This is a genomic window from Chryseobacterium subflavum (assembly GCF_055762745.1).
Genome location: NZ_JBVTMR010000003.1, coordinates 175,124 through 199,755, shown reverse-complemented (window position 1 = coordinate 199,755; position 24,632 = coordinate 175,124). Strand labels below are relative to the sequence as shown.

Annotated in this window: 19 protein-coding genes and 1 tRNA gene; 8 read left to right on the top strand and 12 right to left on the bottom strand. The window is 35.5% G+C overall.

The genetic code is table 11. The features are described 5' to 3' along the window. Window positions 1-37 precede the first annotated feature (37 nt). Together AC0INN_RS14415 and AC0INN_RS14410 are read left to right on the top strand one after the other, a co-directional pair. On the top strand, window positions 38-1,321 hold the full coding sequence (locus tag AC0INN_RS14415; protein WP_306613798.1) for a galactokinase: 1,284 nt from the start codon (window positions 38-40) through the stop codon (window positions 1,319-1,321). Window positions 1,322-1,325: 4 nt separating this feature from the next. Continuing rightward, window positions 1,326-2,387, top strand: coding sequence for an aldose epimerase family protein (locus AC0INN_RS14410; protein ID WP_273648685.1), 1,062 nt, complete (start codon window positions 1,326-1,328; stop codon window positions 2,385-2,387). Between the two features lie 249 nt (window positions 2,388-2,636). Here AC0INN_RS14410 and AC0INN_RS14405 read toward each other — a convergent pair. From AC0INN_RS14405 to AC0INN_RS14395, 3 genes are all read right to left on the bottom strand, one after another. Further along, window positions 2,637-2,709: transfer RNA gene (locus AC0INN_RS14405), tRNA-Phe, on the bottom strand. A gap of 109 nt (window positions 2,710-2,818) precedes the next feature. After that, window positions 2,819-4,660, bottom strand: coding sequence for a lysophospholipid acyltransferase family protein (locus AC0INN_RS14400; protein WP_172279588.1), 1,842 nt, complete (start codon window positions 4,658-4,660; stop codon window positions 2,819-2,821). A gap of 22 nt (window positions 4,661-4,682) precedes the next feature. Then, a complete protein-coding gene (locus tag AC0INN_RS14395; RefSeq protein WP_273648684.1) occupies window positions 4,683-5,921 on the bottom strand; it encodes an aspartate kinase in 1,239 nt (412 codons plus the stop codon). Between the two features lie 394 nt (window positions 5,922-6,315). Here AC0INN_RS14395 and fbp point away from each other — a divergent pair, with 394 nt between their 5' ends. Both fbp and AC0INN_RS14385 read left to right on the top strand, forming a co-directional pair. Beyond that, complete coding sequence (gene fbp, locus AC0INN_RS14390) at window positions 6,316-7,332, top strand: class 1 fructose-bisphosphatase (protein ID WP_273648683.1); 1,017 nt, start codon at window positions 6,316-6,318, stop codon at window positions 7,330-7,332. After that, window positions 7,333-8,337: an o-succinylbenzoate synthase gene (locus AC0INN_RS14385; RefSeq protein WP_273648681.1), complete on the top strand. Its 1,005-nt coding sequence runs from the start codon at window positions 7,333-7,335 to the stop codon at window positions 8,335-8,337. Window positions 8,338-8,568: 231 nt separating this feature from the next. Here the strand turns inward: AC0INN_RS14385 and AC0INN_RS14380 are convergent, their stop codons facing one another. Next, entirely contained in the window at window positions 8,569-9,702 is a 1,134-nt protein-coding gene (locus AC0INN_RS14380; protein ID WP_273648679.1) for an alpha/beta hydrolase, read from the bottom strand. A gap of 157 nt (window positions 9,703-9,859) precedes the next feature. On the opposite strand from AC0INN_RS14380, the gene AC0INN_RS14375 reads away from it, so the two are divergent. Then, window positions 9,860-11,533 (top strand): glutamine--tRNA ligase/YqeY domain fusion protein, encoded by a 1,674-nt coding sequence (locus AC0INN_RS14375; RefSeq protein ID WP_273648677.1) that lies wholly within the window; start codon window positions 9,860-9,862, stop codon window positions 11,531-11,533. 84 nt (window positions 11,534-11,617) lie between these two features. Here AC0INN_RS14375 and AC0INN_RS14370 read toward each other — a convergent pair whose 3' ends face one another. Further along, on the bottom strand, window positions 11,618-12,514 hold the full coding sequence (locus AC0INN_RS14370; protein ID WP_273648675.1) for a 3-hydroxyacyl-CoA dehydrogenase: 897 nt from the start codon (window positions 12,512-12,514) through the stop codon (window positions 11,618-11,620). A 329-nt stretch (window positions 12,515-12,843) separates the two neighbouring features. Here AC0INN_RS14370 and AC0INN_RS14365 point away from each other — a divergent pair, with 329 nt between their 5' ends. Then, window positions 12,844-14,022: an MFS transporter gene (locus AC0INN_RS14365; protein WP_172279731.1), complete on the top strand. Its 1,179-nt coding sequence runs from the start codon at window positions 12,844-12,846 to the stop codon at window positions 14,020-14,022. 24 nt (window positions 14,023-14,046) lie between these two features. Beyond that, window positions 14,047-16,077, top strand: a complete 2,031-nt coding sequence (locus AC0INN_RS14360; protein ID WP_273648672.1) for a TonB-dependent receptor — start codon at window positions 14,047-14,049, stop codon at window positions 16,075-16,077. Window positions 16,078-16,100: 23 nt separating this feature from the next. Here the strand turns inward: AC0INN_RS14360 and AC0INN_RS14355 are convergent, their stop codons facing one another. Further along, window positions 16,101-17,072 (bottom strand): YpdA family putative bacillithiol disulfide reductase, encoded by a 972-nt coding sequence (locus AC0INN_RS14355; RefSeq protein ID WP_273648671.1) that lies wholly within the window; start codon window positions 17,070-17,072, stop codon window positions 16,101-16,103. A gap of 65 nt (window positions 17,073-17,137) precedes the next feature. On the opposite strand from AC0INN_RS14355, the gene AC0INN_RS14350 reads away from it, so the two are divergent. Next, entirely contained in the window at window positions 17,138-17,782 is a 645-nt protein-coding gene (locus tag AC0INN_RS14350; RefSeq protein ID WP_273648669.1) for a hypothetical protein, read from the top strand. Here the strand turns inward: AC0INN_RS14350 and AC0INN_RS14345 are convergent. From AC0INN_RS14345 to AC0INN_RS14320, 6 genes are all read right to left on the bottom strand, one after another. Then, complete coding sequence (locus AC0INN_RS14345) at window positions 17,767-19,104, bottom strand: glycosyltransferase family protein (RefSeq protein ID WP_273648667.1); 1,338 nt, start codon at window positions 19,102-19,104, stop codon at window positions 17,767-17,769. The genes AC0INN_RS14350 and AC0INN_RS14345 overlap by 16 nt on opposite strands. An 84-nt stretch (window positions 19,105-19,188) precedes the next feature. Further along, window positions 19,189-21,732 (bottom strand): YfhO family protein, encoded by a 2,544-nt coding sequence (locus AC0INN_RS14340; protein ID WP_306613795.1) that lies wholly within the window; start codon window positions 21,730-21,732, stop codon window positions 19,189-19,191. Between the two features lie 32 nt (window positions 21,733-21,764). Then, window positions 21,765-21,986, bottom strand: a complete 222-nt coding sequence (locus AC0INN_RS14335; protein WP_273648664.1) for a hypothetical protein — start codon at window positions 21,984-21,986, stop codon at window positions 21,765-21,767. 24 nt (window positions 21,987-22,010) lie between these two features. Continuing rightward, window positions 22,011-23,057 carry a DUF6263 family protein gene (locus AC0INN_RS14330; RefSeq protein ID WP_273648662.1) on the bottom strand — a complete coding sequence of 349 codons (1,047 nt, stop codon included), beginning with the start codon at window positions 23,055-23,057 and terminating at the stop codon, window positions 22,011-22,013. 284 nt (window positions 23,058-23,341) lie between these two features. Continuing rightward, a complete protein-coding gene (rlmB, locus tag AC0INN_RS14325) occupies window positions 23,342-24,100 on the bottom strand; it encodes a 23S rRNA (guanosine(2251)-2'-O)-methyltransferase RlmB (protein ID WP_172279559.1) in 759 nt (252 codons plus the stop codon). Window position 24,101: 1 nt separating this feature from the next. After that, window positions 24,102-24,572, bottom strand: a complete 471-nt coding sequence (locus tag AC0INN_RS14320; RefSeq protein ID WP_172279557.1) for a DinB family protein — start codon at window positions 24,570-24,572, stop codon at window positions 24,102-24,104. Window positions 24,573-24,632 lie beyond the last annotated feature (60 nt).

The window sequence follows — 24,632 nt, the reverse complement described above, 5'->3', positions numbered from 1 at the left end:
TAAAAATAGACTGTTTTATAAATTGGATACAAATAAAATGTCAAATATTAAATATATTTATTCTATAATTAAAGATGGTAATATCCCCCTTTTTAGAGAATTATATGGGCGGAATTCAGAATTATTACATCAGCAAGCAGTCCGGTATACCAAAACATTGTCCCGTTTCAAAGAAGTTTTTGGGGATAAAGAGATTTCTGTTTTCAGCGCACCGGGAAGAACCGAAATTGGAGGTAATCATACAGACCATAATCATGGTCGCGTATTAGCGGGTGCGGTAAACTTAGATAATATTGCCATTGCAGCTAAAAATAATTCAAATATAATCCGGATTGAATCTTCAGGCTATCAATCATTTGAAGTAGATTTAAATCATCTTGCTCCCAACGAAAATGAATTTTTAACTCCAGATGCTCTTGTTCGCGGAATTAATGCTCGATTAAAGGAATTGGGATATGGAATAGGAGGATTCGATGCCGTAATTGATGGATGTGTTCCTAAAGGTTCCGGATTAAGTTCGTCTGCATCATTTGAAGTATTAATCGGGGTAATTGTTAGTCATTTATTTAACGAAGGTAAATTAGATCCCATCTTAAATGCTCGTGTAGGACAATATGCAGAAAATGTTTTCTTTGGAAAACCTTGTGGATTAATGGATCAGGTAGCTTGTTCGGTAGGAGGATTGGTATCCATTGATTTTGCTGATATAGCAAATCCTATTGTTAAAAAAGTAGATTTTGATTTTGAATCTACCGGCTTTTCTTTAGTAATTACAGATTCCCGAGGGGATCATACCAATTTGAATAATGAATATGCTGTTTTACCTAAAGAGATGAAAGACGTTGCAACCCATTTAGGATGCGGTGTGCTGAGAGAAACTACTTTGGAAAAAGTAATGGATATTGCACCTTCGATCCGTCAGAAAGTGGGAGATCGGGCTATTTTAAGAGCAATTCATTTTGAATGCGAAAATGACCGGGTAGTAGATGAAGTAATGGCATTAGAGAAGAATGATTTTAAAAAATTTTTACAATTGGTAATAGATTCTGGGCATAGTTCATATATGTACAATCAAAATGTTTATGTATCAAGTAACATAAAAGAACAAGCAGTTTCATTGGGATTGGCATATAGCGAAGTAGTATTAAAAGGTACTGGAGCTTGGCGTGTGCATGGAGGAGGATTCGCAGGAACCATACAAGCTTTTGTTCCTGAATATTTGCTTGAAAGATACATTACAACTTTAAATCATTTATTTGGTGCTGGTTCTTGCCATCCTTTATTTATTAGGCAAAAAGGAGCCGTCAAATTAGATTTTTGAAATAATGGGTATCATCAGTGAAGTGGCTTTTAATACAGTTCACAATAATCAGAAAGTACAATTATTCACTTTGAAAAATAAGAATGGGATGATTGTACAGATAACTAATTATGGTGCAATCATAGTTAGTATTAATGTTAAAGATAAAGAGGGGAAATTGACAGATGTGGTACAAGGATATGATACGGCACAAGAATATATTGATAATAATAAACTTTATCAAGGAGCTATTTGTGGTCGATATGCTAATCGTATCAAAAAAGGAAAATTTACATTAAACAGAAAAAAATACTCATTAACAGTTAACGATGGGAGTAATCATTTGCACGGTGGTTTGATTGGTTTTGATAAGAAAATATGGGATGTTAAAAAGACTTCTGTCTCAAAAGTGACCTTTCAATATACTTCTCCTGACGGGGAAGAGGGTTATCCGGGTACAGTAACTGTAACAGTAACCTATTCTATTAATGAAAATAATGAATTACGATTAGATTATACAGGAACAACAGATCAGGAAACTATACTCAGCCTTGTGAATCACTCTTATTTTAATTTGGCAGGAGAAGGTAGTGGAACAATAAATAACCACCAATTGCAGATCGAGGCTGATTTTTACACTCCTCTTACAAAAAATCATGAACCAACGGGTGAGATCTTAACTGTAAAAAATACCCCGTTTGATTTTACCTCCCTGACATGTATTGGAGACAGAATTAATAGTGATCACGATCAACTTGCTATTGCTAGTGGATATGATCATAATTTTGTTTTAAAACACGGTATATATAGTTTAGATTTAGTAGCTACCGCTATAGAGCCAGGGTCGGGTAGAAAAATGGAGGTATTTACCACTATGACGGGCTTACAATTATATACTGCCAATTGGATAAAAAACGAAAAAGGAAAAGAGGATCACATATATCAGGAAAGAGAGTCGTTTTGTTTGGAAACGCAAAACTTTCCCGACGCAATTAATCAATCTCATTTTCCATCACCAGTACTAACTCCTAGAAGTGTATATAAACATTCAACTATTTACAAATTCTCAATTATTGACACCAAATAATTAGATTTATATTCAAAATGGGTTGATGGATTTTTTGGGAAGCTTACTGGTTTCAAGAGCAACACTTCAAAACCTTCTATTCAAACTTTACAAGCTTAATCTTAATGCATATTTTGCTCAAGATATGAAATCAGTAAAATTTCCCCTTTGTTTCTGGAAGGATTTATTATAGGGGAAAACGATATACTTCAGAATACTAAAAACTGAGCATTAGATAAAAACAAAAACCACCTTATAAAAGGTGGTTTGTGGTTTCTCCAGGAATCGAACCAGGGACACATGGATTTTCAATCCATTGCTCTACCAACTGAGCTAAGAAACCATTATATTTTTGTTTGTCTTACTTCGTTGTTTTAAAGTGATGCAAAAGTAGTAAGTTTTAGTATATGACGCAAGTATTAAGACGTTTTTTTTCTGTCAATAACAAAAACCTACTGATTCTCAGCCGGATTATTTTCCTGCTCTTTTCTGATTTGTTCACTCATTTCTTCCAATACCGGCTTAATCGTGCTTTCCGGAAGATCACTGATTCGAATATACATAAGTCCATCAATAGCATCATTGAAGTTTGGATCCACATTGAATGCGATTACTTTTGCGTTTTGCTTTATGTATTTTTTGATCAGAACAGGCAATCTTAATTCCGGTTCAAGATCATCAATGATTTTGTCAAGCTTATTAAGATCGGATTCCATCTCCTCGAAAAAGATATTTTTGTCACGGTCTCTAAGCTTTACCTTGTATTCGTTTCTCGGAGTAATGTATTGGGCAACGGCTCCGTCATAATAATTTGAGCGCATGAACTCAATCATTAAAGACTTTGAAAATTCGGAGAATTTATTGGAAATACTCACGCCACCCATCAGGAACTTATGATCAGAATTTCTCAGGCATACATGAACAATTCCCCGCCACAATAAAAAAAGTGGAAGAGGTTTCTGTTGATATTCCTGGCAGATATAGGCTCTCCCCATTTCAATAACCTTTTTGAAGAACGGATGGATATCCTGTTCAAATTCAAAAAGTGAACTGGTATAGAATCCTTTGATGCCATATTTTTTCATGACATCTTTACCCAAAGCCATCCTGTAAGCTCCGACAAGTGTCTCTGCCGTATTGTCCCAAAGAAAAAGATGGTGATAATGTTTATCGTATTCATCAAGATCAAAAGGGAGATTGCTGCCTTCTCCTACAGCACGGAATGTAAGTTCCCTTTGTCTGCCTATTTCCCTCATTACGGAAGGAATTTCTTCATAGGTTGTAAAATAGATTTCGTAATTGCCATTACTGAAAAGCATTTTATCCGTACCTCTCAGCTTATTGATGTCAGAAAGAATATTTTCTTTGGGAGTTTCATCAATAATATTCTGTACAATATTTTCTTCTTTAAGTAAAGGGAATTTTAATGATAGGTTTTGCAGGTTGATAACCTGCGCTAATGATTTTCTCTTTTCGTAGTAAGATTTCATCATATAAACCTTACGCTTTAAAAACTCACCCAACTCTTCGATGGTCTCCATTTCATCCATAGCCTTTACCGCAATCGGTTTACCGATCCTGATACGGATAGGTTTTTCCCTGTCATTCATCATTTCTGATGGTAACATCAGGGTTTGTAAATTAGCATGGATCTTTGCAACCTGATAAAATAAAGTACTGTTTTTTGCATGAAAATACATGGGCACAACCGGTACTTTTGCCATTTTGATCAGTTTTAGAGCGGGCTTTTCCCATTCCTTATCCAAAATCTCACTATAAGGATTGTTTTTATTGGAAACCTCACCAGCTGGAAAAATACCTACACATCCTCCGTTTTCAAGATGTTTTAAAGTTTCACGCATTCCGGAAGAGCTGCTGTAAGCACCTTTTCTGTTTTCAAATGGATTTACAGAAATTACATACGGTTCCATTGGTTTTATTTTCTCCAGTAGAAAATTACCCATTACTTTGAAATCCGGACGCACTTCTGTTAATATTTTACACATCAATATCCCATCAATTGCTCCAAGAGGATGATTGGATACCAAAATAAATGGACCTGTTTTGGGAATTTTAGCCAAATCTTCTTCAAAAGCAATATAGCTTAAGTTTCTTTCCCTCACAAATGAATCGAAAAAGTCTTTACCTTCCTTGTCTTTTAGTTTATCATATAGTTTATTGACTTCATTTATTTTAGCAACGCTCATGATAGCAGATGCCACAGGATTCTTTAGGAACCCTATTTTACTTAAGCCGGAAGCCTGGATTAAATCGTTTTTCGAAATTAAGCTCATATGTGTTTAGTCGCAATTATATTTATTGTGTTACCATCTGAAGCGTATTCTTTGAAATCTGTTCCAATAATACACTTTTTTCCTGGTAAAATTTATCAATGTTATCCATCTTCGCATTTCTTACAGTGAATAAGGACACATTTTTAACTACATCAGTTCTGAAATCTTTCTGTAGTTCTTCATTCAGCTCATCAATTGCATTGAATTTATCTTCCAAACATAAAGCTAGTGAAATTGCAGAATTCTGCATCAAGGAAACTTTAATTTTATGTCTTGACAAAAGACTGAAGATTTGACTCATGTGATCTTCTGCAATAAATGAAAAATCCCTTGTAGATATTTTTAAAAGATTCTGATTTTCTTTTAAAATATATGTTTCTTCGTGCTGGTTTTTTTCTGAAGCTCCTACTTTTGTTCCTTCTTTTGTAGGATCTACAAAAGATTTTACGTAGAAAGGAATGCTTTTTTGCTGTAGTGGTTGAAGGGTTTTCGGGTGAATTACACTCGCTCCGTAATAAGCCATTTCGATTGCTTCTTCATATGAAATATTGGAAAGAAGGGTAACATCCTTAAATTTTCTCGGGTCCCCTGTCATTACGCCTGGTACATCTTTCCATATGGTCATTGCCTCTGCATTCATACAATAAGCAAAAATAGCAGCAGAATAATCTGAACCCTCTCTTCCTAATGTTACCGTGAAGTTATTTTCATCGGATCCAATAAATCCTTGCGTTACATAACAAATTTCAGAATTCAGGGTAGAAATAAATTCCTCTGTTTTTTTCCAATCTACATTACCATCCCTGTAAGAATTATCTGTTTTAATATAATCTCTGGCATCCAGCCACTGATTGATAAACTGTATTTCATTCAGATATTCACTTACTATCTTTGTAGAAATCATTTCTCCACAGCTTACCACCTGATCGTAAACGAAATTGTAATTAGGCGACTTATTTCTTCTTAAAAAAGAATCAAGGTCGTCAAAAAATAAATTGATTTCTGCAAATACAGGATGATTTTCCTGAAAAAGCCCTTCAGCAATTTCAATATGTTTCTGTTTAATAATCTTAATTTCAGTTTGATAGTTTTCCTTCTTGAAATAAAGCTCCACAACCTTTTCCAATTCATTCGTCGTTTTGCCCATTGCTGAAATTACCAGCAAACATTTGGCAAATCCCTGGCTTTTTAAAACCATTGACACATTCTTTACGCTTTCAGCATCTTTTACAGATGCTCCACCAAACTTGAAAATTTTCATTAAAATATTAAAAATAAAATTGTTAGATAAAAAATAGTTGAGTTTTTTACGGAGGTCAAAATTATAAATTTACAATGAGATATGAAATACCCGAAGGGTAGGATGAGATAAAGATTTTTATGATAAATGATAAGATGAATGGATTTTATGCAATATTATTCCAGATTTATTAATATTATCTCGACGTAATGATGCTATATTGTTAATAATAGTGTGAATTGATGAAATTTAGCTGGGAGCGAAAACGGGAATCAATTATACAAAGGTTAAAGACAATATGTTATGTTTGTTATGTTGTATGTATTTGATATACAGATTGTAATGGCTTTTGAAAGAATTTTTTTTAGATTGTGATAAATTTTACGAAATTTGGGCAAATCGTAAAAAGTAAAATATGTCAGATCAATCGTTGCAGACTTTAGGAGAATTTATTATAGATAAACAAGAAGATTTTCAGTATTCTACAGGGGAACTTTCCCGACTTCTAAGTGCTATAAGATTGGCTTCAAAAGTTGTAAACAGAGAAGTAAATAAAGCAGGAATTGCAGATATCATTGGAAAAGCAGGTAATGAGAATGTTCAGGGGGAAGAGCAGCAGAAGCTGGATGTCCTTGCTAATGAGATATTCATTACGGCATTATCGCAAAGAGAGGTAGTTTGTGGAATTGCTTCCGAAGAAAATGATGACTTTATTGATATTAAATGTGTAGGAAATGGGCATCTTAGCAAGTATGTAGTTTTGATTGATCCTCTTGATGGTTCTTCAAATATTGATGTGAATGTTTCTGTGGGAACTATTTTTTCTATTTACAGAAGAGTTTCTGAGCCGGGCACACCTGTTCAGTTAGAAGATTTCCTTCAGAAAGGAGTGAACCAGATTGCAGCAGGTTATGTAATTTATGGATCTTCTACAATGATTGTATATACCACAGGAAACGGAGTGAACGGATTTACTTTGGATCCTTCTCTGGGTACTTATTATCTTTCTCATCCCAATATGAAATTTCCGGCAACGGGGAAAATTTATTCTATCAACGAAGGAAACTATATTAAATTCCCTCAGGGAGTTAAAAACTATCTGAAATATTGTCAGATGGAAGAAGGTGACCGCCCTTACACATCAAGATATATTGGTTCTCTTGTTGCTGATTTCCATAGAAATATGCTAAAAGGAGGGATTTATATTTATCCTTCTTATTCACAAGCTCCTAATGGTAAACTAAGGCTGCTTTATGAATGTAATCCTATGGCATTCCTTGCTGAGCAGGCTGGGGGAAAAGCAACGGATGGATTCAGAAGAATTCTGGAAGTTGAGCCTACAGAGCTTCATCAGAGAATTCCATTTTTCTGTGGAAGTGTTGCTATGGTAGAAAAAGCAGAGGAATTTATGCGAATAGATAATGTGAAATAAATGATCGCAAAATACTTCAGATATTTATTAAAATTCAAACGCCCGAGTGGAACATCTCGTGGCGTTTTGCATGAAAAAGAAACTTTTATTCTTGAAATTTCGGAAAATGATAGAAAGGGAGTGGGAGAGTGTGCCGTTTTCAGAGGGCTAAGCTTTGACGACAGACCAGATTATGAAGAAAAACTCAAATGGCTTTGTGAGAATATCGGGCAGACTACTGAATTCTTAAGAGAAGAGTTAATAGAATTTCCATCCATCTGGATTGGATACGAGCAGGCTATCCTTAATTTAAAGAATGGAGGACATCTTTATTTTCCCAGTCAATTTACACAGGGGCAGATTCCCATTACGATCAATGGGCTAATCTGGATGGGAGGTGTCGGGTTTATGGAAGAACAGATCCGGGAAAAACTTGAAAAAGGTTTCCATTGCATTAAATTGAAAATAGGGGTTGATTGGGAATCCGAACATGAAGTGCTGAAAAAATTGAGAAAGAAATTTCCGGAAAGCAGTTTGGAATTGCGGGTTGATGCGAACGGAGGATTCAATACACGAGAAGCAAAGACTGTTTTAAAACAGCTATCGGATTTACATATTCATTCTATAGAACAACCTATTAAGGCTGGAAATTGGAATGATATGGCCATGTTGTGCAGCGATACACCAACACCAATTGCTCTGGACGAGGAATTGATCGGAATTGTTGATACCGGCGAAAAGAATAAACTACTGGAAGCAATTAAACCGCAATATATTATTCTTAAACCGTCTTTGATTGGAGGTTTTTCGGGATCTGACGAATGGATTTCTCTTGCAGAACAAAATAATATAGGATGGTGGATAACTTCGGCGCTGGAAAGTAATATAGGATTAAATGCAATAGCCCAGTATACCTATACTAAAAATAGTAAAATGCCTCAAGGTTTAGGAACCGGAGGCTTATTTACTAATAATTTTGACAATCATTTGGAACTAATTGGGGAACGCTTGCTTTTTAAAGCATGATTTCAACATGAAATTGTGTTATTTTCTGTTGGTGTACATTGATTAAACTTCATCATTTATGAAAATCGTTTTTTTGATGTTTTCTATTAAAATAGAAACCTTTTCTTTAAACTTTTTCATGACCGGAAATTTTAATTAATTCTCTATCTTTAGATATAAGCAATCTTCGTGCCAAATTGAATTTTTCGCAATTATTGTTCTGTTATTTTATTGTTAATTTTGTATAAGTCACTATTTTGATACAATTGTGAAAATATTTTCATAATTGCTTATTCTATTGGTAATGAGGTTTCTATCAACTCCGTTCAGGGTCTGAAAAATGTCATTTTGTACCTGTGAACTAGAGAGATATCCCCAGTGGTTTCCTAGCTCAAATTTTAAACCATCTTTGAGGTTGTTCTCAATAAAGGTACAGTCTACAATAGACACAATATCTTTAAATTTTTCAATATCACTGGGGCCGTTTTTTCCCAGTCTCGGAGTGAGAATATTTTTGGTAAACTGGGAAATTCCTAGAACGGCATCTTTTCGGTTTAAATAAATTGAAACGCGATTGGCAAGTAAAGGAAGTTTGTTAAAGGAGTCTTCAGAGTCTTCAAATACTTTATAAGTTACATCAGCATTCAATAAAAGAACCTGATCAATTACTCTCAGAATATTTTCGCTTTTAAGACTGTACAGCATACTTTGAAGCACCCTGTTTCCCAAGGAATGAGCCATCAGATGAATTCTCTGGTTACACGGAGCTAAATCCCGGTTGGAAAAAATATCCTTTAGGAACTGAGTGTAAAAATAGAACAGCCTCATTAATGAGGTTCCGGAATTAATGCTGGATGCTTTATCGTCAAAGTAGGTAAGCGGAACAATACTGCTTGAAGCCGGCCAGCTCACAAACAGGATATGCTCAACTGGAGATTCCGGACTATCGATAAACAGTTTTTTCAGATCAATAATAGCTTCCAGTTCATCGTCGAAATCGTAGGCATAACCATGGATAAATATTAAAACGTCACTTCTGGATTTGGTAGAAGACATGTTTTTATACAATTCATAAAACATCCTTTGGGTTCCCCCCAGGTTATCGGCTGTAACTTTTGATTTTTTGATATTTTTTTCGCTTAATAAAACATCAAGGACTTCCTGGTATCCTTGTTTTTCAGGTTCTGAAAAAAGCTGATAATTTAATATATTCCTGTTGGTGTAATTTTTTTTTCTCTTTTCCTGGGCAGTTGGTTCCGTATAATTGGTAAAATCACATTTTGCGATTCTGAAATTAGGAATAGAATATTCATCATTGGAAAATGAATCAACGGTTTCGTTTTTATGACGGACGATCTTCCTGTTACTTAAGATATAAACAGCCATAATGATTTTGTGATAGGTTTTGGTGGTATAAATTTCGGAAAAAATATTGGATTTTTAGTCAATATGCTTTTAAATCAGCCCTTTCATAAACCCTAAATTTTCGCTAAATTTGCGAATGGGTTATATTTAAATATAACTTTTAACTTTTAATTAAATAATGGAAGAAGAAAAAAAATCGCTCAATTTTATTGAACAAATTATAGAAGATGATTTGGCAAATGGTTTGAACAGAGATCAAATCCGTTTCCGTTTTCCCCCAGAACCAAATGGTTATTTACATGTAGGGCACACCAAAGCCATCTGCATCAACTTTGGACTGGGAGAAAAATACAACGCTCCTGTAAACCTTCGTTTCGACGATACAAATCCTGAAAAAGAAGAACAGGAATTTGTAGATTCTATTAAAAAAGATGTAGAATGGCTAGGTTTCAAATGGGATAAAGAATTGTACGCATCTGACTACTTCCAGCAGCTCTATGACTGGGCCGTAAGATTAATCAAAGAAGGAAAAGCATATGTGGACGAGCAACCGTCTGAAGTGATTACAGAACAAAGAAAAAATCCAACTGAACCCGGAGTGGAAAGCCCTTTCAGAAACCGTCCTGTTGAAGAATCTTTGGATTTATTCGAGAGAATGAAAAACGGAGAGTTTGAAGAAGGTACGATGTCCCTTCGTGCAAAAATTGATATGGTTTCTCCTAATATGAATATGCGTGATCCTGTAATGTACAGAATTCTGAAAAGACCTCACCACAGAACAGGAACCGACTGGAAAATCTATCCGATGTATGACTGGGCTCATGGAGAGTCAGATTATTTGGAACAAGTGTCACATTCTTTATGTTCTTTGGAGTTTGAAAATCACAGACCATTGTATAACTGGTATCTGGATCAGGTATATGAAGAGCCTAAAGTAGCTCCGAAGCAGAGAGAATTTGCAAGGATGAATGTATCCTATATGATTACATCCAAAAGAAAGCTACAGAGATTAGTTGCTGAAAAAGTAGTAACAGGATGGGATGACCCAAGAATGCCTACAATTTCAGGAATGCGAAGAAAAGGATTTACCCCTACATCCATTAGGAATTTTATTGAAAAAGTAGGAGTAGCCAAAAGAGAAAACCTTATTGAGATTCAGCTATTGGATTTCTGCGTTCGTGAGGACCTGAATAAAGTAGCTAAACGTGTTATGGCCGTAGTTGATCCTGTAAAATTAGTGATTGAAAACTATCCGGAAGGTAAAGAAGAGTGGTTGGAGACTGAAAACAATCCGGAGCAGGAAAATGCCGGAACGAGAGAAATTCCTTTCTCACGAGAACTATATATTGAACGTGAAGACTTTAAAGAAGAAGCAAATAATAAATTCTTCAGGTTAAAATTAGGAGGTGAAGTTCGTTTGAAATCTGCATATATCATCAAAGCTGAAAGAGTAGAGAAAGATGAAAACGGAGAGATTACGACCATCTATGCAACGTATGATGAAAAGAGCAAGTCAGGAAGCGGAACAGAAGAAAGCTTGAGAAAAGTAAAAGGAACCTTACATTGGGTATCAGCAAACCATGCAATTCCGGTGGAGGTAAGAATTTATGATCAGCTATTTACCGTTGAGCAACCTGATGCAGAAAAAGATGTGGACTTCCTTAACTTTGTGAACCCTGAATCTGTTTCTGTTATTCAAGGTTTTGCGGAGCCGGGCCTTAAAGATGTTGCAGTAGGAGAGCCGCTTCAATTCCAGAGAATTGGATATTTTACGAAAGATCAGGATTCGACTGAAGGGAACCTGGTATTTAACCGTACCGTGACACTGAAAGATTCTTATAAACCAGAATAAGTTTCTTATCATATAAAAAAAACAGGATCTACAAAATAGATCCTGTTTTTTATTATTGTTTTACCCGTATAAGAACGAGAGAAACTACTTCAGGAAATTTTTTTTCCCGTACGCAGGATTGGGATAGTTATAAAAGCCTTTACCGCTTATGGCACCTAATTTTCCTTTATCAATATATTCCTTTTTTAATTTTTTTGATATTTTAAGCATTACAGGTGATCTGGAAGAATCTGCTGCAATTTTATTAATATTATAAACAGTAGTAATGCCTACAACATCCAATATCCCAAAAGGACCCATTGGTGCTCCGGTGGCCACCATCCATGTTTTATCAATAGTTTTGATATCTGATACTTTATTTACCCATAATTCCAATGCAGAGCTTAGTAACGGCATCAACAATGAGTTGACAATATAGCCGGGTTGTTCTTTATAAATAGGTAATGCGACCATTCCAATGGCTTTTGCAAATTCCATGATATCATCAAACACTTTAGAAGAGGTCCCCGGATGTCCCATAACTTCTGCTGTGTTATGTTTCCAGATTTCATTGGCAAAATGTAGTGCAATAAACTTTTCCGGTCTTCCTGTTTTTTTAGCAAACTGACTGGGTAGTAATGATGACGAATTCGTTGCGAAGATGGTTTTTTCAGGAGCTAATTTTGCTACACTCCTGTAAAAATCGATTTTAATTTTCGGGTTTTCGGGTACGGCTTCTATCAAAAGGTCTGCATTTTGTACAGATGCTGCCAGGTCAGATGTATAAGTAAGATTTGTGAATGCTGCGTCCAGCTGGTTTTTTGTTGCTTTTAAGTCTTTTGTAAAAGCTTCACTGAGTATATTGAATTTTTCCTTTGCCTTTTCTAAAATTTCGTCACTGATATCATAAACGGTTACATTAAAACCATGGAAAGCTGCCTGGAAAGCGATTTGGTATCCCAATACACCACTGCCCGCAACAGTTACATTTTTAAAATTCATACAATTTTGTTTTGGTGGTCATTAATAATGGAATTAATTTGGATAGTGAAAAATTGTTGATTTACATTTGTATTTGTTCAACAAGGTTTATCTGCAATTTACAAAATTTGTAAAGGAACCCGTTGGATTATCAATTGAATTATTTTTATATTGAATGGTTCCTGCAATCGGGGATTCAATTATTTTTCAGAGAAAATAAATTTAAGGACCATGCTCTGACTTAATTTGCCTAATTTTGTGTCTTCGAAAACCGTTCCCAAGAATTTATTCCCGTGAAATTAATTAAGATCTATACAAGTTCTTTTAAAGGACTGTCTCAGGAAAGCTGGATGCTGGCGTTGGTAATGCTCATCAATCGTGCCGGATCAATGGTACTCCCATTTTTAGGAGTGTATATGACTGCGCATTTACATTTCAGCATAGAGAACTCAGGTGTTGTTTTGAGTTTTTTTGGAATTGGGTCGGTATTGGGTTCATGGCTGGGAGGAATGATCACGGATAAGATCGGAGAGTATAGAGTTCAAAGTCTAAGTTTGCTCCTTAGCGTACCTTTGTTTTGTATGATTCCTCTTTTTACGACCGAGGTTGGATTAGCGGGGATTATCCTTGCACAAAGTATTGTAAGTGAAACGTTTCGTCCTGCCAATTCGGTAGCAATCACCAAATATGCAAGACCTGAAAATATTACCCGGGCATTTTCCTTAAACAGAATGGCCGTGAATCTGGGGTTTTCTATAGGACCGGCTTTAGGAGGTATTTTATCGGCCATTTCTTATGAATTTCTTTTTTACAGTAATGCCTTGGCTGCATTAATAGCTGGTATCACTTATATTGTGTTCTTTAAAAAGAGAAATACATTAGCCCTGAGGAAAGCCCAAAACATGAAAAAAAGCACCGTTCATGTTAAAGAAGGATCTCCTTACCGGGACGGAAAGTTTCTGCTGTATTGTTTCTTCTGTATGTTGTTTGCGATATGTTTTTTCCAGCTTTTCAGCACACTTACGATATTTTATAAGGATACAGCTCACCTTAGCCAGGAACATATAGGATATCTTTTAGGATATAGCGGTTTCTTGATTGTATTGCTTGAAATGGCTTTTGTTCAGATTGCTGAGAAATATTTTACCTTGGGAATCACCATGCTGGTAGGAACTTTGCTCTGTGGATTTTCATACGCGATGCTTGCTTTTGATTACACAATGCTAACGTTGCTTATTTCCATGACAATGCTATGCGTCGGTGAAATTTGGACCTTACCTTTTATGTCTACGATTACAGCTTTAAGGTCAGGTTCTAATAATAAAGGTGCTTATATGGGATTGAACGGGATATCATTTTCTATAGCTTTTATTGTTACTCCCTATGTAGGAACTTTGATTGCAGAGAAATTGGGATTTAAGGTTTTATGGTTGGGAACAGGAACCCTCGCTGCTCTTATTGCAGTTGCTTTTTATTTTATTGTTCCATGGATGTTATCTGAAAAAAAATCGAAAGAAGAGGCTGATTAAGAAATCATTTATTAGATTTGTAGAATGGTGAGGATCAGTTTTTTATTCTTTATCATTTGCAGTTCATTTTTCTCTTCCCAAATAAGAGATTCTGCTGAATTGATTTCGGAAATCAAAATTGATGCCTATAAAAAACCATCTTCATACTTACGTTCGACAAAATCTGTTGCTGTCATTACTCAAGATCTTTTGAGCCAGAATACACCGGAACGGCTTCTGGAATCGGTTAATCAAATTGCCGGAGCAAGAATGGAAGAGCGTTCCCCGGGAAGTTACAGGATTTCTGTTCGTGGCAGTACGCTGAGGTCTCCATTTGGGGTACGTAATATTAAAGTATATCTTGATGATTTTATCCTTTCTGACGCATCGGGAAATACTTATTTTAATATTATTTCTCCTGAACTTATTAATAGGATGGAGATCTACAAAGGACCGGAGGGTGGAGATTATGGTGCAGCTACAGGAGGAACCCTTCTTCTTAAAACGAGGTCTTCGGAAAATACATCAGCAAATATTTCAATAGGCAGTTACGGAACATTGAATCAAAGCTTTAATTTTTCAAAACAGCTTGGAAAACATTTTCTCGAAGTTTTTCAAAATTATTATCGGAGTGATTCTTACCGTGAGCAATCAGCTATCGAAAGAAAACAATTTTTTTTAAAAGACCGTTTTCAATATAGTGAGAAAGCGACTATGAATGCGATGGTTCTGTTTTCAGATCTGGACTACCAAACTCCCGGAGGACTTACTTTAGAGCAGATGCAAAGAGATAGGAAACAGGCAAGGCCGGCAACATCCACACTTCCCGGTGCCGTGGAACAAGACGCGGGCATACGGAATAAAATGTTACTGGCAGGTGTTTCAAATCAATTCAGCTTGAGTCCTAAATTTTCCCATTTTATAATGGTGCAGGGCTCTTATGTAGATTTTTCAAATCCTTTTATTACCAATTATGAAAGGAGGTTTGAAAAAAACTTTGCCATAAGGACACACCTCAATTATGAAGAACACTGGAACAAGATTACAGCAGAATGGCGCTTAGGATTTGAAGGAGGTAGCAATTCGATAATGGTCAGAAACTATGACAATATTAAGGGAATAAAAAAAGACTTTCAAAATTTTGATAACCTTAAGAGTACTTCCGGATTTTATTTTCTGTCCCAGAAACTAAATTTTAATGAGAGATTATATACGGATATATCTGTTAGCCTGAACGCCAATTCTTATGAATGGGAAAGGCTTTATCCAGGAACAAGCAGTGGAAAAGTACATTTCAGAAAACAATGGCTTCCCAATATCGGGCTTACTTATGTTTTGGGAAAAGGACTTTCAGTAAGAGCTAAGATCGGGAAAGGAAATTCAGCACCTACTAATGAAGAAATCCGTTCTTCTAATCAGGAATTTAATCTGGACCTTGTTCCTGAATATGGATGGAATAAGGAAATTGGGATCCGTAAGCAGTTCGGTAATTTTTTATTTCTGGAAGGAAACTATTTCGATTTTCGGATGATGGATGCTATTGTAAGGAGACAGAATGAGAAAGGCGAGGAGTTTTTTATTAATCAGGGAAATATCAAGCAAAGAGGGGTAGAAGTCTTGATAGAATCAAAAGGCTTTAATGTAAATAATACTACTTTTAACAGGTTTAAGTTCAGATTTTCAGGTAGTTTTTACCGGTTCAGGTTTGAAAATTATGCGCAGGGAAATCAGAATTTTTCCGGAAATGATGTAACGGGTGTTCCGTCAACTACGATAAGCAGTTTATTTAATTTTATTGTGTTAAGGAAAGTTTCTGTAGATTACTCTCATTTCTATACTTCGAAGATTCCTTTAAATGACCCCAATTCTGTCTGGTCTGAATCTAGTATCGTTGGAAATATACAACTGGGAATTCCCGTCTATTTTGAAAAGACTAAGCTGAACGTATACCTTCAGATTCAAAATCTTTACAATACAGATTATGTTTTAGGATTTGATACCAATGCTTTTGGAAATCGTTTTTATAATCCTGCTGCCCGACGGAATTTTATTTTGGGTGTAAAGGCTGACTTTTGAAATATTGCCGAAAATTTAAGCTATTAATTTTCCCTTGTTTTTAGGATATTCTTTATAATCATATCAGCGTGGATCCTTGAGTTTTCAATAAACCATAAATGCGTGTCTTTTCCACCACAAACCACGCCTGCAAGATAGAGGTTTTGAATATTTGTTTCCATGGTTTCAGGGTCGTATACAGGATTGAGACATTCTCCCTGTAGCTCAATTCCTGCATTGATCAGGAAACCAAAGTCCGGCAGATATCCGGTCATAGCGAGAACAAAATCATTTTGAATTTCATTGATCTCTCCGTTTTTATCTTTAAATACAACGCTATGTTCTTTGATTTCTATCAATTCAGAATTAAAATGAGCGGTAATACTTCCTTCTGCAATCCTGTTTTCAATATCGGGTTTTACCCAATATTTTACACTTTTCGATATTTCGGATTGGCGTACGATCATGGTAACCTCCGCGCCCTTGCGGTATGTTTCCAGCGCGGCATCTACAGCTGAATTGCTTGAACCTACAACAACAATCTTTTGCTTGGCATACGGATAAGGTTCGGAATAGTAATGTCTGACTTTCTGTAAGTCTTCCCCGGGAATATTCATCAGGTTAGGGATGTCGTAAAATCCGGTTGAAATGATCACATTCTTTGCATAGTATATGGATTTGGAAGATTCAATCTCAAAAATCTCATTTTTTTTAGAAACTCTGATTACTTTTTCATAAAGACGAATGTTGAGGTTCTTCTGTCTCGTGATTCCCTGGTAATATTCCAGAGCTTCCTGCCTGCCTGGTTTAGGGGCCGCTGATATAAACGGAATTTCGGCAATTTCCAGTTTTTCAGCTGTAGAAAAAAAACGCATATACAAAGGATAATTGTACAGGGAGTTGACAATTGTTCCTTTTTCGATAATGATGTAAGAGAGATTGTTTTTTTGTGCCTCTAAGGCACAATTCAATCCGATAGGTCCTCCTCCGATAATGAGGATATCTAAAACTTCCATATAACAAATTTACTTATTTTTCTGGCATTAGTTTTGGTGATTTTCTGTAATTAACATTAAAAAAGATGAAGAAGTTATTCATTCCACTATTATTGATCATAAGCCTTGTAGCTTGTAAAAAGAATACAGCAAATCCTACCATAAATACAACAGACTCTGCTGGCCACGTGAAAACTGACACTGTTGCTGTTCCGAAAATGAGTGAGGCAGAAAAGAAAGATATCATAAAGAAAACAAATGATGAAATTCTGCAAGCCTTAAAAAACAAGGATTATCAGAAATTTTCAGAGTTCATCCATCCCCAGAAAGGTATTCGTTTTTCTATGTATGCTTTTGTAGATCTCAAAGATGATAAACATTTTTCCAAAGCAGACTTTGAAAAGTATGTTCAAACGAAAACGCAGTTTACCTGGGGATCTCATGATGGATCAGGAGAACTGTATAAAGAGACTATAAAGGATTATCTTGAAAAATGGGTTTTCTCAAAAGATTTTACACGTTCCACTTATTCTTTTAATGAATTTCAGGGAGGAGGAAATTCTCTTAATAATTTAAAAGAAATTTACCCCGGCCATGATTTCACAGAGAATTATATTAAAGGAACAGAAAAATACGGGGAAATGGACTGGAAGACTCTTCGTTTTGTATATGAAGAGTTTGAAGGAAAATATTATATAATAGCTGTAATTAATGATCAGTGGACTGTCTGATCCAATATTTCAGATAAATTTTTAGCAAGATTTCTTCTTGAGAACTTTTCAATATTTTGAGTGTTTTCGAGAAGATTTCCTTTTTTCCACAACGTGTATTTTTCAAGTATAAAGTCTTTTATGTTATCCGAATCCTGATAACTGAAGTGCTTTCCTGCATTTGTATCATCCAATATTTTTGATACATCAGCATCGGCAGGACCAAACGAAATGATCTGTTTGCCGGTAGCCAGGTATTCAAATATTTTTCCGGGAATAATTCCTTTAGAAGATTCGTTAGGAAAATTCGTGATTAAAAGCATGTCTGAAGATTTCATTTCTTCAATGGCTTTTTCATGAGAAAGGTATCCCAAATCATGAATGTGTTTTTTTAAACTGGAATTGTTTAAGGTTTCAAGAATCCTGTCATCGATTCTTCCTGCGAATTTTAATATAAAATGTTGGGCAAATGATGAATCTGTTTCTATAAGATGATCCAGGACCGTCCATAAATTTTCAGGGTTACGAAGCTGTTCCAGAACACCAATGTAGCTCAAGGTGAAATGTGTTTGATTATCCTCGGTCTTAGTATTCTGTAATTGTGGAATTTCGAGATTTTGTTCAATAGATACAGCATCACTTTCATCGAATCCATTTGTAATGCAAACTGCATTAGCACCCTTTTTTCGGAAATTTTCAGCATCTGTATAACTGGTTGCAAGGGTAATGTCTGCATTTCTGAAAACTTCACTTTCCAGTTTTCTGTGTTTCTGATCAGATCTTTTGGTAAGTTTGAGATGCTTATAATAGGAGATTTCTGTCCACGGATCCCTGAAATCTGCAATCCATTTTAGTGTGGAAAACTTCTTTTTAAGTTGTAAGCCTATAAGATGTAAAGAGTGGGGAGGACCTGAAGTTACAATGAAATCAATTTTGTTTTCTTTTATATAATGTTCCAGGAATTTAACCGATGGTTTTACCCAAAAAACTCTTGCATCAGGAATGAAAAAGTTTCCCCTTACCCAAATGGAAAGCTTAGATTTCAAGCTTTGGTTTTTGCCTACATCAAATTGGCCGGCCTTAAACTTCTTATTACTTTTATTTAGTTTTTCAGCAAGCTGGTAAGGTTCCCAGATTGTTGTTTTTACAATTTTCAGGTCTCTTGGAACTTCTTTCAGCAAGCTTTCATCCAATAACGGGTAACTCGGATTTTCCGGAGTGTAAATAATAGGTTTCCACCCAAAATCAGGTAAATATTTTGCGAACTTCAACCACCTTTGAACACCAGGACCTCCTGCGGGAGGCCAGTAATAAGTAATAATAAGGACTTTCTTCTCTTCCATGGATGGAAATATTGCAGAGATAAATGCCGGTCATCTTAATATGTTTTTTAACCAGCAATTAAGATGATCGGGTATAAAAATAATTTAAACTTTTTCCTCGGTTAAGGCTTCCTTCTTCTTTTTATTCATCCAGAAAATCCCAAAGGCACTTAATGCGATAAATAATCCGAAGCAAAATAAAGAAATCCATTTTCCTTTTTCGATCACTTCAGGTTCAAAGACCATTCTGATATGATGTTCCCCTGCAGGAATCTGAACCGCACGAAGAAGATAATCTGCCTTGATATAAGGGACTTCTTTTTCGTCGATAAACATTTTCCATCCGTGAGGATAGTAAATTTCTGAGAATACCGCCAATTGTGGTGTTTTAGATTTAGATTTAAACTCTAATTCGTTAGGCTGATATTTGGTTAGATTAATGAATGCTGTAGAATCGGGTAGGATAAATTTATCTCTTTCTAAAAAAGGTTTACCGTCTTCTTTTCCTACAATTGCAATTTTTTTGGTGTCAACCTCTCCGATCAGCTTTAGTTCTTCGTTCGGAGTATTGGCCACTTTAACTTCTGATACGAACCATGCATTTCCATTAGCTTTTGTATTAGGAATGACCTGAGGTTTTTCCGGTCCCCCTACAACCCAGTATTTTGCATTTAAAAGGTTGAGCATATTAGGAACTTTTACAGAATCCATAATCTGGAAATATTCATTGATCACATCATCATATCTTCTTAGTTTTACCGCATGATAACCACCAATTGAAGATTTGAAATAAGAAGTATTCGTTTCACTGAAAGTTCCAAGAATATTATTGAAAATCCTGTAGTGTGTTTTGTCTTTTTCAGCAATGGTTTCCAATGTTTTGTTGACATTCACATTGGCCAGAATAGAACCAAGATTTGGATTTGCCTGTACTTTTTCAGCAAGAAGATCCGAGCTTTCCGTCTGAAAAGGATTTTCTGCAAATACTTTATCTACATAATTGTCGTCATTCAGATAGCGTTTGTTTACAGTCCATAGATCAAATAAGCTTACAACACCTATAATGACCAATGCGATATTCTGATTTAGCTTTTTCTTCATCGTGAGGAATAAAGCCACAGCAGCTATTGCTACATAGATAAATGCTTTTAATGCATCAACTTTAAATAATTTGAATCTTTCATCTACCAGATAGTCTAATAGGAAAGGAGGGAAATACAATTTTTCATTGTCCGTAGCAAAGCCAAGAATGCTCTTTCCAAAAATTAAAAGAATTAATAGCAAACCTAGTGTCCCGCCACTCACATAAAAAAGAATTTTCTTTTTATATTCTTCTGTCAATTTTTCATCTGTAAAGAATTTATACAAACCAATAATTGCAATTAACGGGAATAAGAGCTCAACAATAACAAGAATGGAAGAGGGTGCTCTGAATTTATTGTAAAACGGAACGTAGTCTATAAAGAAGTCCGAAAATGGCATAAAGTTGCTTCCCCATGCCAGCAGAATAGTCAGTATAGAAGCCCCTAAAATCCAGTAGCGGTATTTTTTTCCGGCAAAAAAGAATCCTAAAATAGCTAAAAAACAAACAATAGCTCCCTGATAGGCAGGTCCCGAAGTTCCCGGCTGGTCACCCCAGTAGGTAACACTTGCAAATCCTTTGGAAATCCTGTCCATTTCTGCCTGAGAAGAAACATTTTCCTGAATCATCTCCTGAATGTGGTTCATTACCTCTTTGGCTTCAGGTTCCTGGCTTCCTCCACCCATTAATCTTGGAATAAAAAGGTTTAGTGTTTCCAGTCTTCCGTAACTCCACATTAGCATACTCTCTTTATCCATTCCGGATTTTCCGGCAGTATGACTTTCTGTATTTAAGATTTGTTTACCGCGTACAGTTTCTTTAATATACTCGGAATTGGCCATGATCCTTTGCGAATTCATTCCGACACCGATGATACATGATACTGCTATAATAGCCGAAGAAACAATAAAGTGCTTCATCGGGGTTTTCTTTTTGATAACCCGTACCAATTCAGATATAAAGAGGAATCCTAATGCAAGGAACAGATAGTAGGTCATCTGTGGATGGTTGGCAGCAATCTGAAGTCCCATAAACAGGGTGGTTACGATAAATCCGGTAATATATTTTTTTCTGATGTACACCAGTAATATACCTGCTAAAAGAGGCGCAAAATACTCAATCGTATTTACTTTACCATTATGTCCTGCTGCAATGATAATATAAAAATAAGTTGAGAGACCAAAGAAGGTAGCCCCCAGCAGAGCGTACTTCCAGTTTCTCACCACCACCATTCCCAAAAGGAAAAATCCTGCAAAAAGTAAAAAAAGATAATTAACAGGTCTTGGCAGGAAATTCAGATTACTGTCTATTTTTTTTATGATATCCCCCTTAAACTGGCTACCCATCTGGTAGGTAGGCATTCCCCCAAACATGGAATCACTCCAGTAAGTTTCTTTATCATTATTAGCTCTGTAATCAAGAAGTTCTTTTGCTCCTCCCCGGTACTGAACAATGTCATGCTGGAAAAGTTGCTTTCCCGTAAAAACAGGAGTGGAATATAAAAATGCTAAAACTATAAATACAACTAATGAAATTGCAATATAAATTAAGTTTTTATTTTTCGCCATGCTGGTTATTATCTTTTATTTTCTTGGAATTTTTACCTTTTATCCTTCGTTTCTTTTACTTCCTCGTAGTCCACAGTTTCTGCGTCCCAATTGATCTTTGCATTCTTTTTTGAGTTTTGTATATCCTGCTGCTGTTTATCATTGTTATTGTTGAAACGGTAACTGTAAAAAGTCTTAAAAAAAAGCCTTCTAAGGATATTCCAGACAAAGAAAAGAATAATAGCTGTAAGTACTAGCTCAAGAATCCACTTCATATTTTTTTATTTTATAAGCCTCAATTATTTAGCAGATGGATTTACCATTACAGAAGAATTGGAAACGCTTTTCATGGATTGAGATTGTTTCCCATCCGAAATGGTTTCTATCTGAGTTGTTTTTACTGTAATATTCTGGTTGTTGATCCATCCTGTATTTTCATCAAACTTTATAGTACCGTTCTGTACCAGCTCACTGCTGATGCTGTGAGTCATTGCTCCCTGGGCCTGTTTATCGGTCTTTTTAGGAATTCCACCTGTTACGCCAATCTCAGCAATCCCATTTCCAACACTTTTTAATACATAATTTGAAGTCACTTTAATCTTACCGTTAGGATCAGCATTTTCGGTATTGGTCCATTTTTCACCTATTTTAACACCTTTTTTAGGTATAATTGTAAGGTTTTTGCTGAACTGGTCTTTCAATACTTTTTCGTTAAAACTTTCCTTCAGACTTGCTACAACACTAGCTTTCTGATTGGCATCCTTTACGATAGTACCTACTGCATTGGAAACTTTTGTATAAACTGGTTCAAAACCGGTAATGGAAATTACATTTCCTTTTGTATCCATTTTCATGTTCAGTTTATTGCTTGTCAATGCCCTGTTGATGTTCCAGATCATTTTAAGGTCATCTTCTTTAGGAATAGGCTGTTTAGTATCTACTACAATAGTTTTTCCTTCTGCAGTCTGAGAATTTCTTTTGGAAATAAGATTAAGTGTAATGTCGTAAATATTGTTTTTAACGTCATTTACAGTAAAACTCATCTCATCTGTGGATTCACTTGTTCCGTTCAATGTTTTCCCCTGAGGATCTGTCATTGTTTTTACATCCCTCTGATATGTTGTTAAAGGATAGGTTTTTCCTTTTTCAAGTTTAAAAGTCTGGGTATAAATTCCTGCAGAATCTTTAATTGCAGCATTTTCTGCAACTTTTGCAAGTGAATCAGCCGGAACTTCCACTGTAACGGTCTTTCCTGTTTTGGGATCTACTTTTGTAATTTTTGTTGTTTCCTTTTTACACGAAACCAATGCTATGGATATTAGCGCTATTGCTGCTATGTTTTTCATTTAATTTATTTTAATTTTTTACTACTGTTTTTATTTATTTTGTCTGCAATATCCTTACAGTTACTCCTGGTATAGATATTATCATCCATTTTTCGTTATAGCCGGTTAATAAGTCAGCAGAGTTCGTGCCAACTATCATTTGCTTTATATTTAACGGACCGGTAATATATTTTGAAAAAAGATTTTCATAGTTTTTACGGTAAATCTTTTCAGGAATATTGCCGACAAATTGTTTCCCTCGCATTAGATTATCTGTACGCTGTTTCCGGAATTGTTTTCATGGATTAAAGATTTGGAGAGACAGCCATTTTCTGTCTTACCGCTTCATATAAAATCGCACCACAGGCAACAGAAACATTTAAAGATTGGGTTTTTCCTTCGATAGGTAATTTTATTTTTTCATCGGAATGGTGTAAAACTTCCTTGGAAATTCCAGTTTCCTCGTTACCCATTACAATAGCACAAGGCTCTGTAAAGCTTACATCATAGATAAGCTTTTGTGCCTTTTCTGTTGCTGAATATACAGCAATTCCGCTTTGCTGAAGAAAGTCTACAGTATGAGCAAGATTGGCCTCTTTACAAATCTTCACATTATAAATAGCACCTGCTGAAGTTTTAATGGCATCAGAATTAATAGGGGATGCACCTTTTTCCGGAATGATCACAGCGTCAATTCCTACGCATTCTGCTGTTCTGCATATAGCACCAAAATTTCTTACATCAGTTAATCGATCCAGGATTAATAGAAAAGGAGTTTTTCCCTCTTCAAATAATTGGGGTACTATGTCTTCTACTTTATGGAACGGAACATCTGAAATAAAAGCGACAACACCCTGGTGGTTTTTTCTTGTAAAGCGGTTAAGCTTTTCAATCGGAACGTAATTGGGACGTATTTTATTTTGAGCTAAAATTGTTTTCAGTTCAGCATAAATAGGACCTTGCAATGCATTCTGCAAAAAGATTTTGTCAATAGTTTTTCCCGCTTCAATAGCTTCAATTACCGGACGCAGTCCGAAAATAAAATCGTCTTTCTTATCTGTCATTTTAATATTTTTCTCCTAAAATTGCTCTTTTTTGTGCCAAAAGGTAACCATAATGCAGGCTTTCATGCATATTATTAAAAATAATTGCATCCTGAATGCTCTTCAGATCCATTCCAAAACTTGTGGTATAAGGTGTATAATCCGAAAAGAAATCACTGTCATAATCCTTCATTAAAATCTTTGAAGTTTCAGTTAATAGAAACTCTAAATCTTCAACTTCCGACTTTTGAACGTTCAGGTTAGGCAGCGTTCCTTTTTTATATGTTTCAATCCAGTATTTATCAATCCTGAAAGGGTTGCCACTCAGATAATAATGCAAAAGCTGCTGGGTAGCAACGGTATGTGCAATATTCCAATACATATTATTGTTGAAACCGTCCGGAATCAGCAAAAGATCTTCATGAGAGGTGTTTTGCAGTATATCCAAAAGGTTTCTCCTTACCTGTCTGTGAGCCTGAAAATGATAATTCATTTTACAAAAATTTTAATCTCCAAAAATAGTTTAATAAACTGGAAATGACAATTTTTTGGT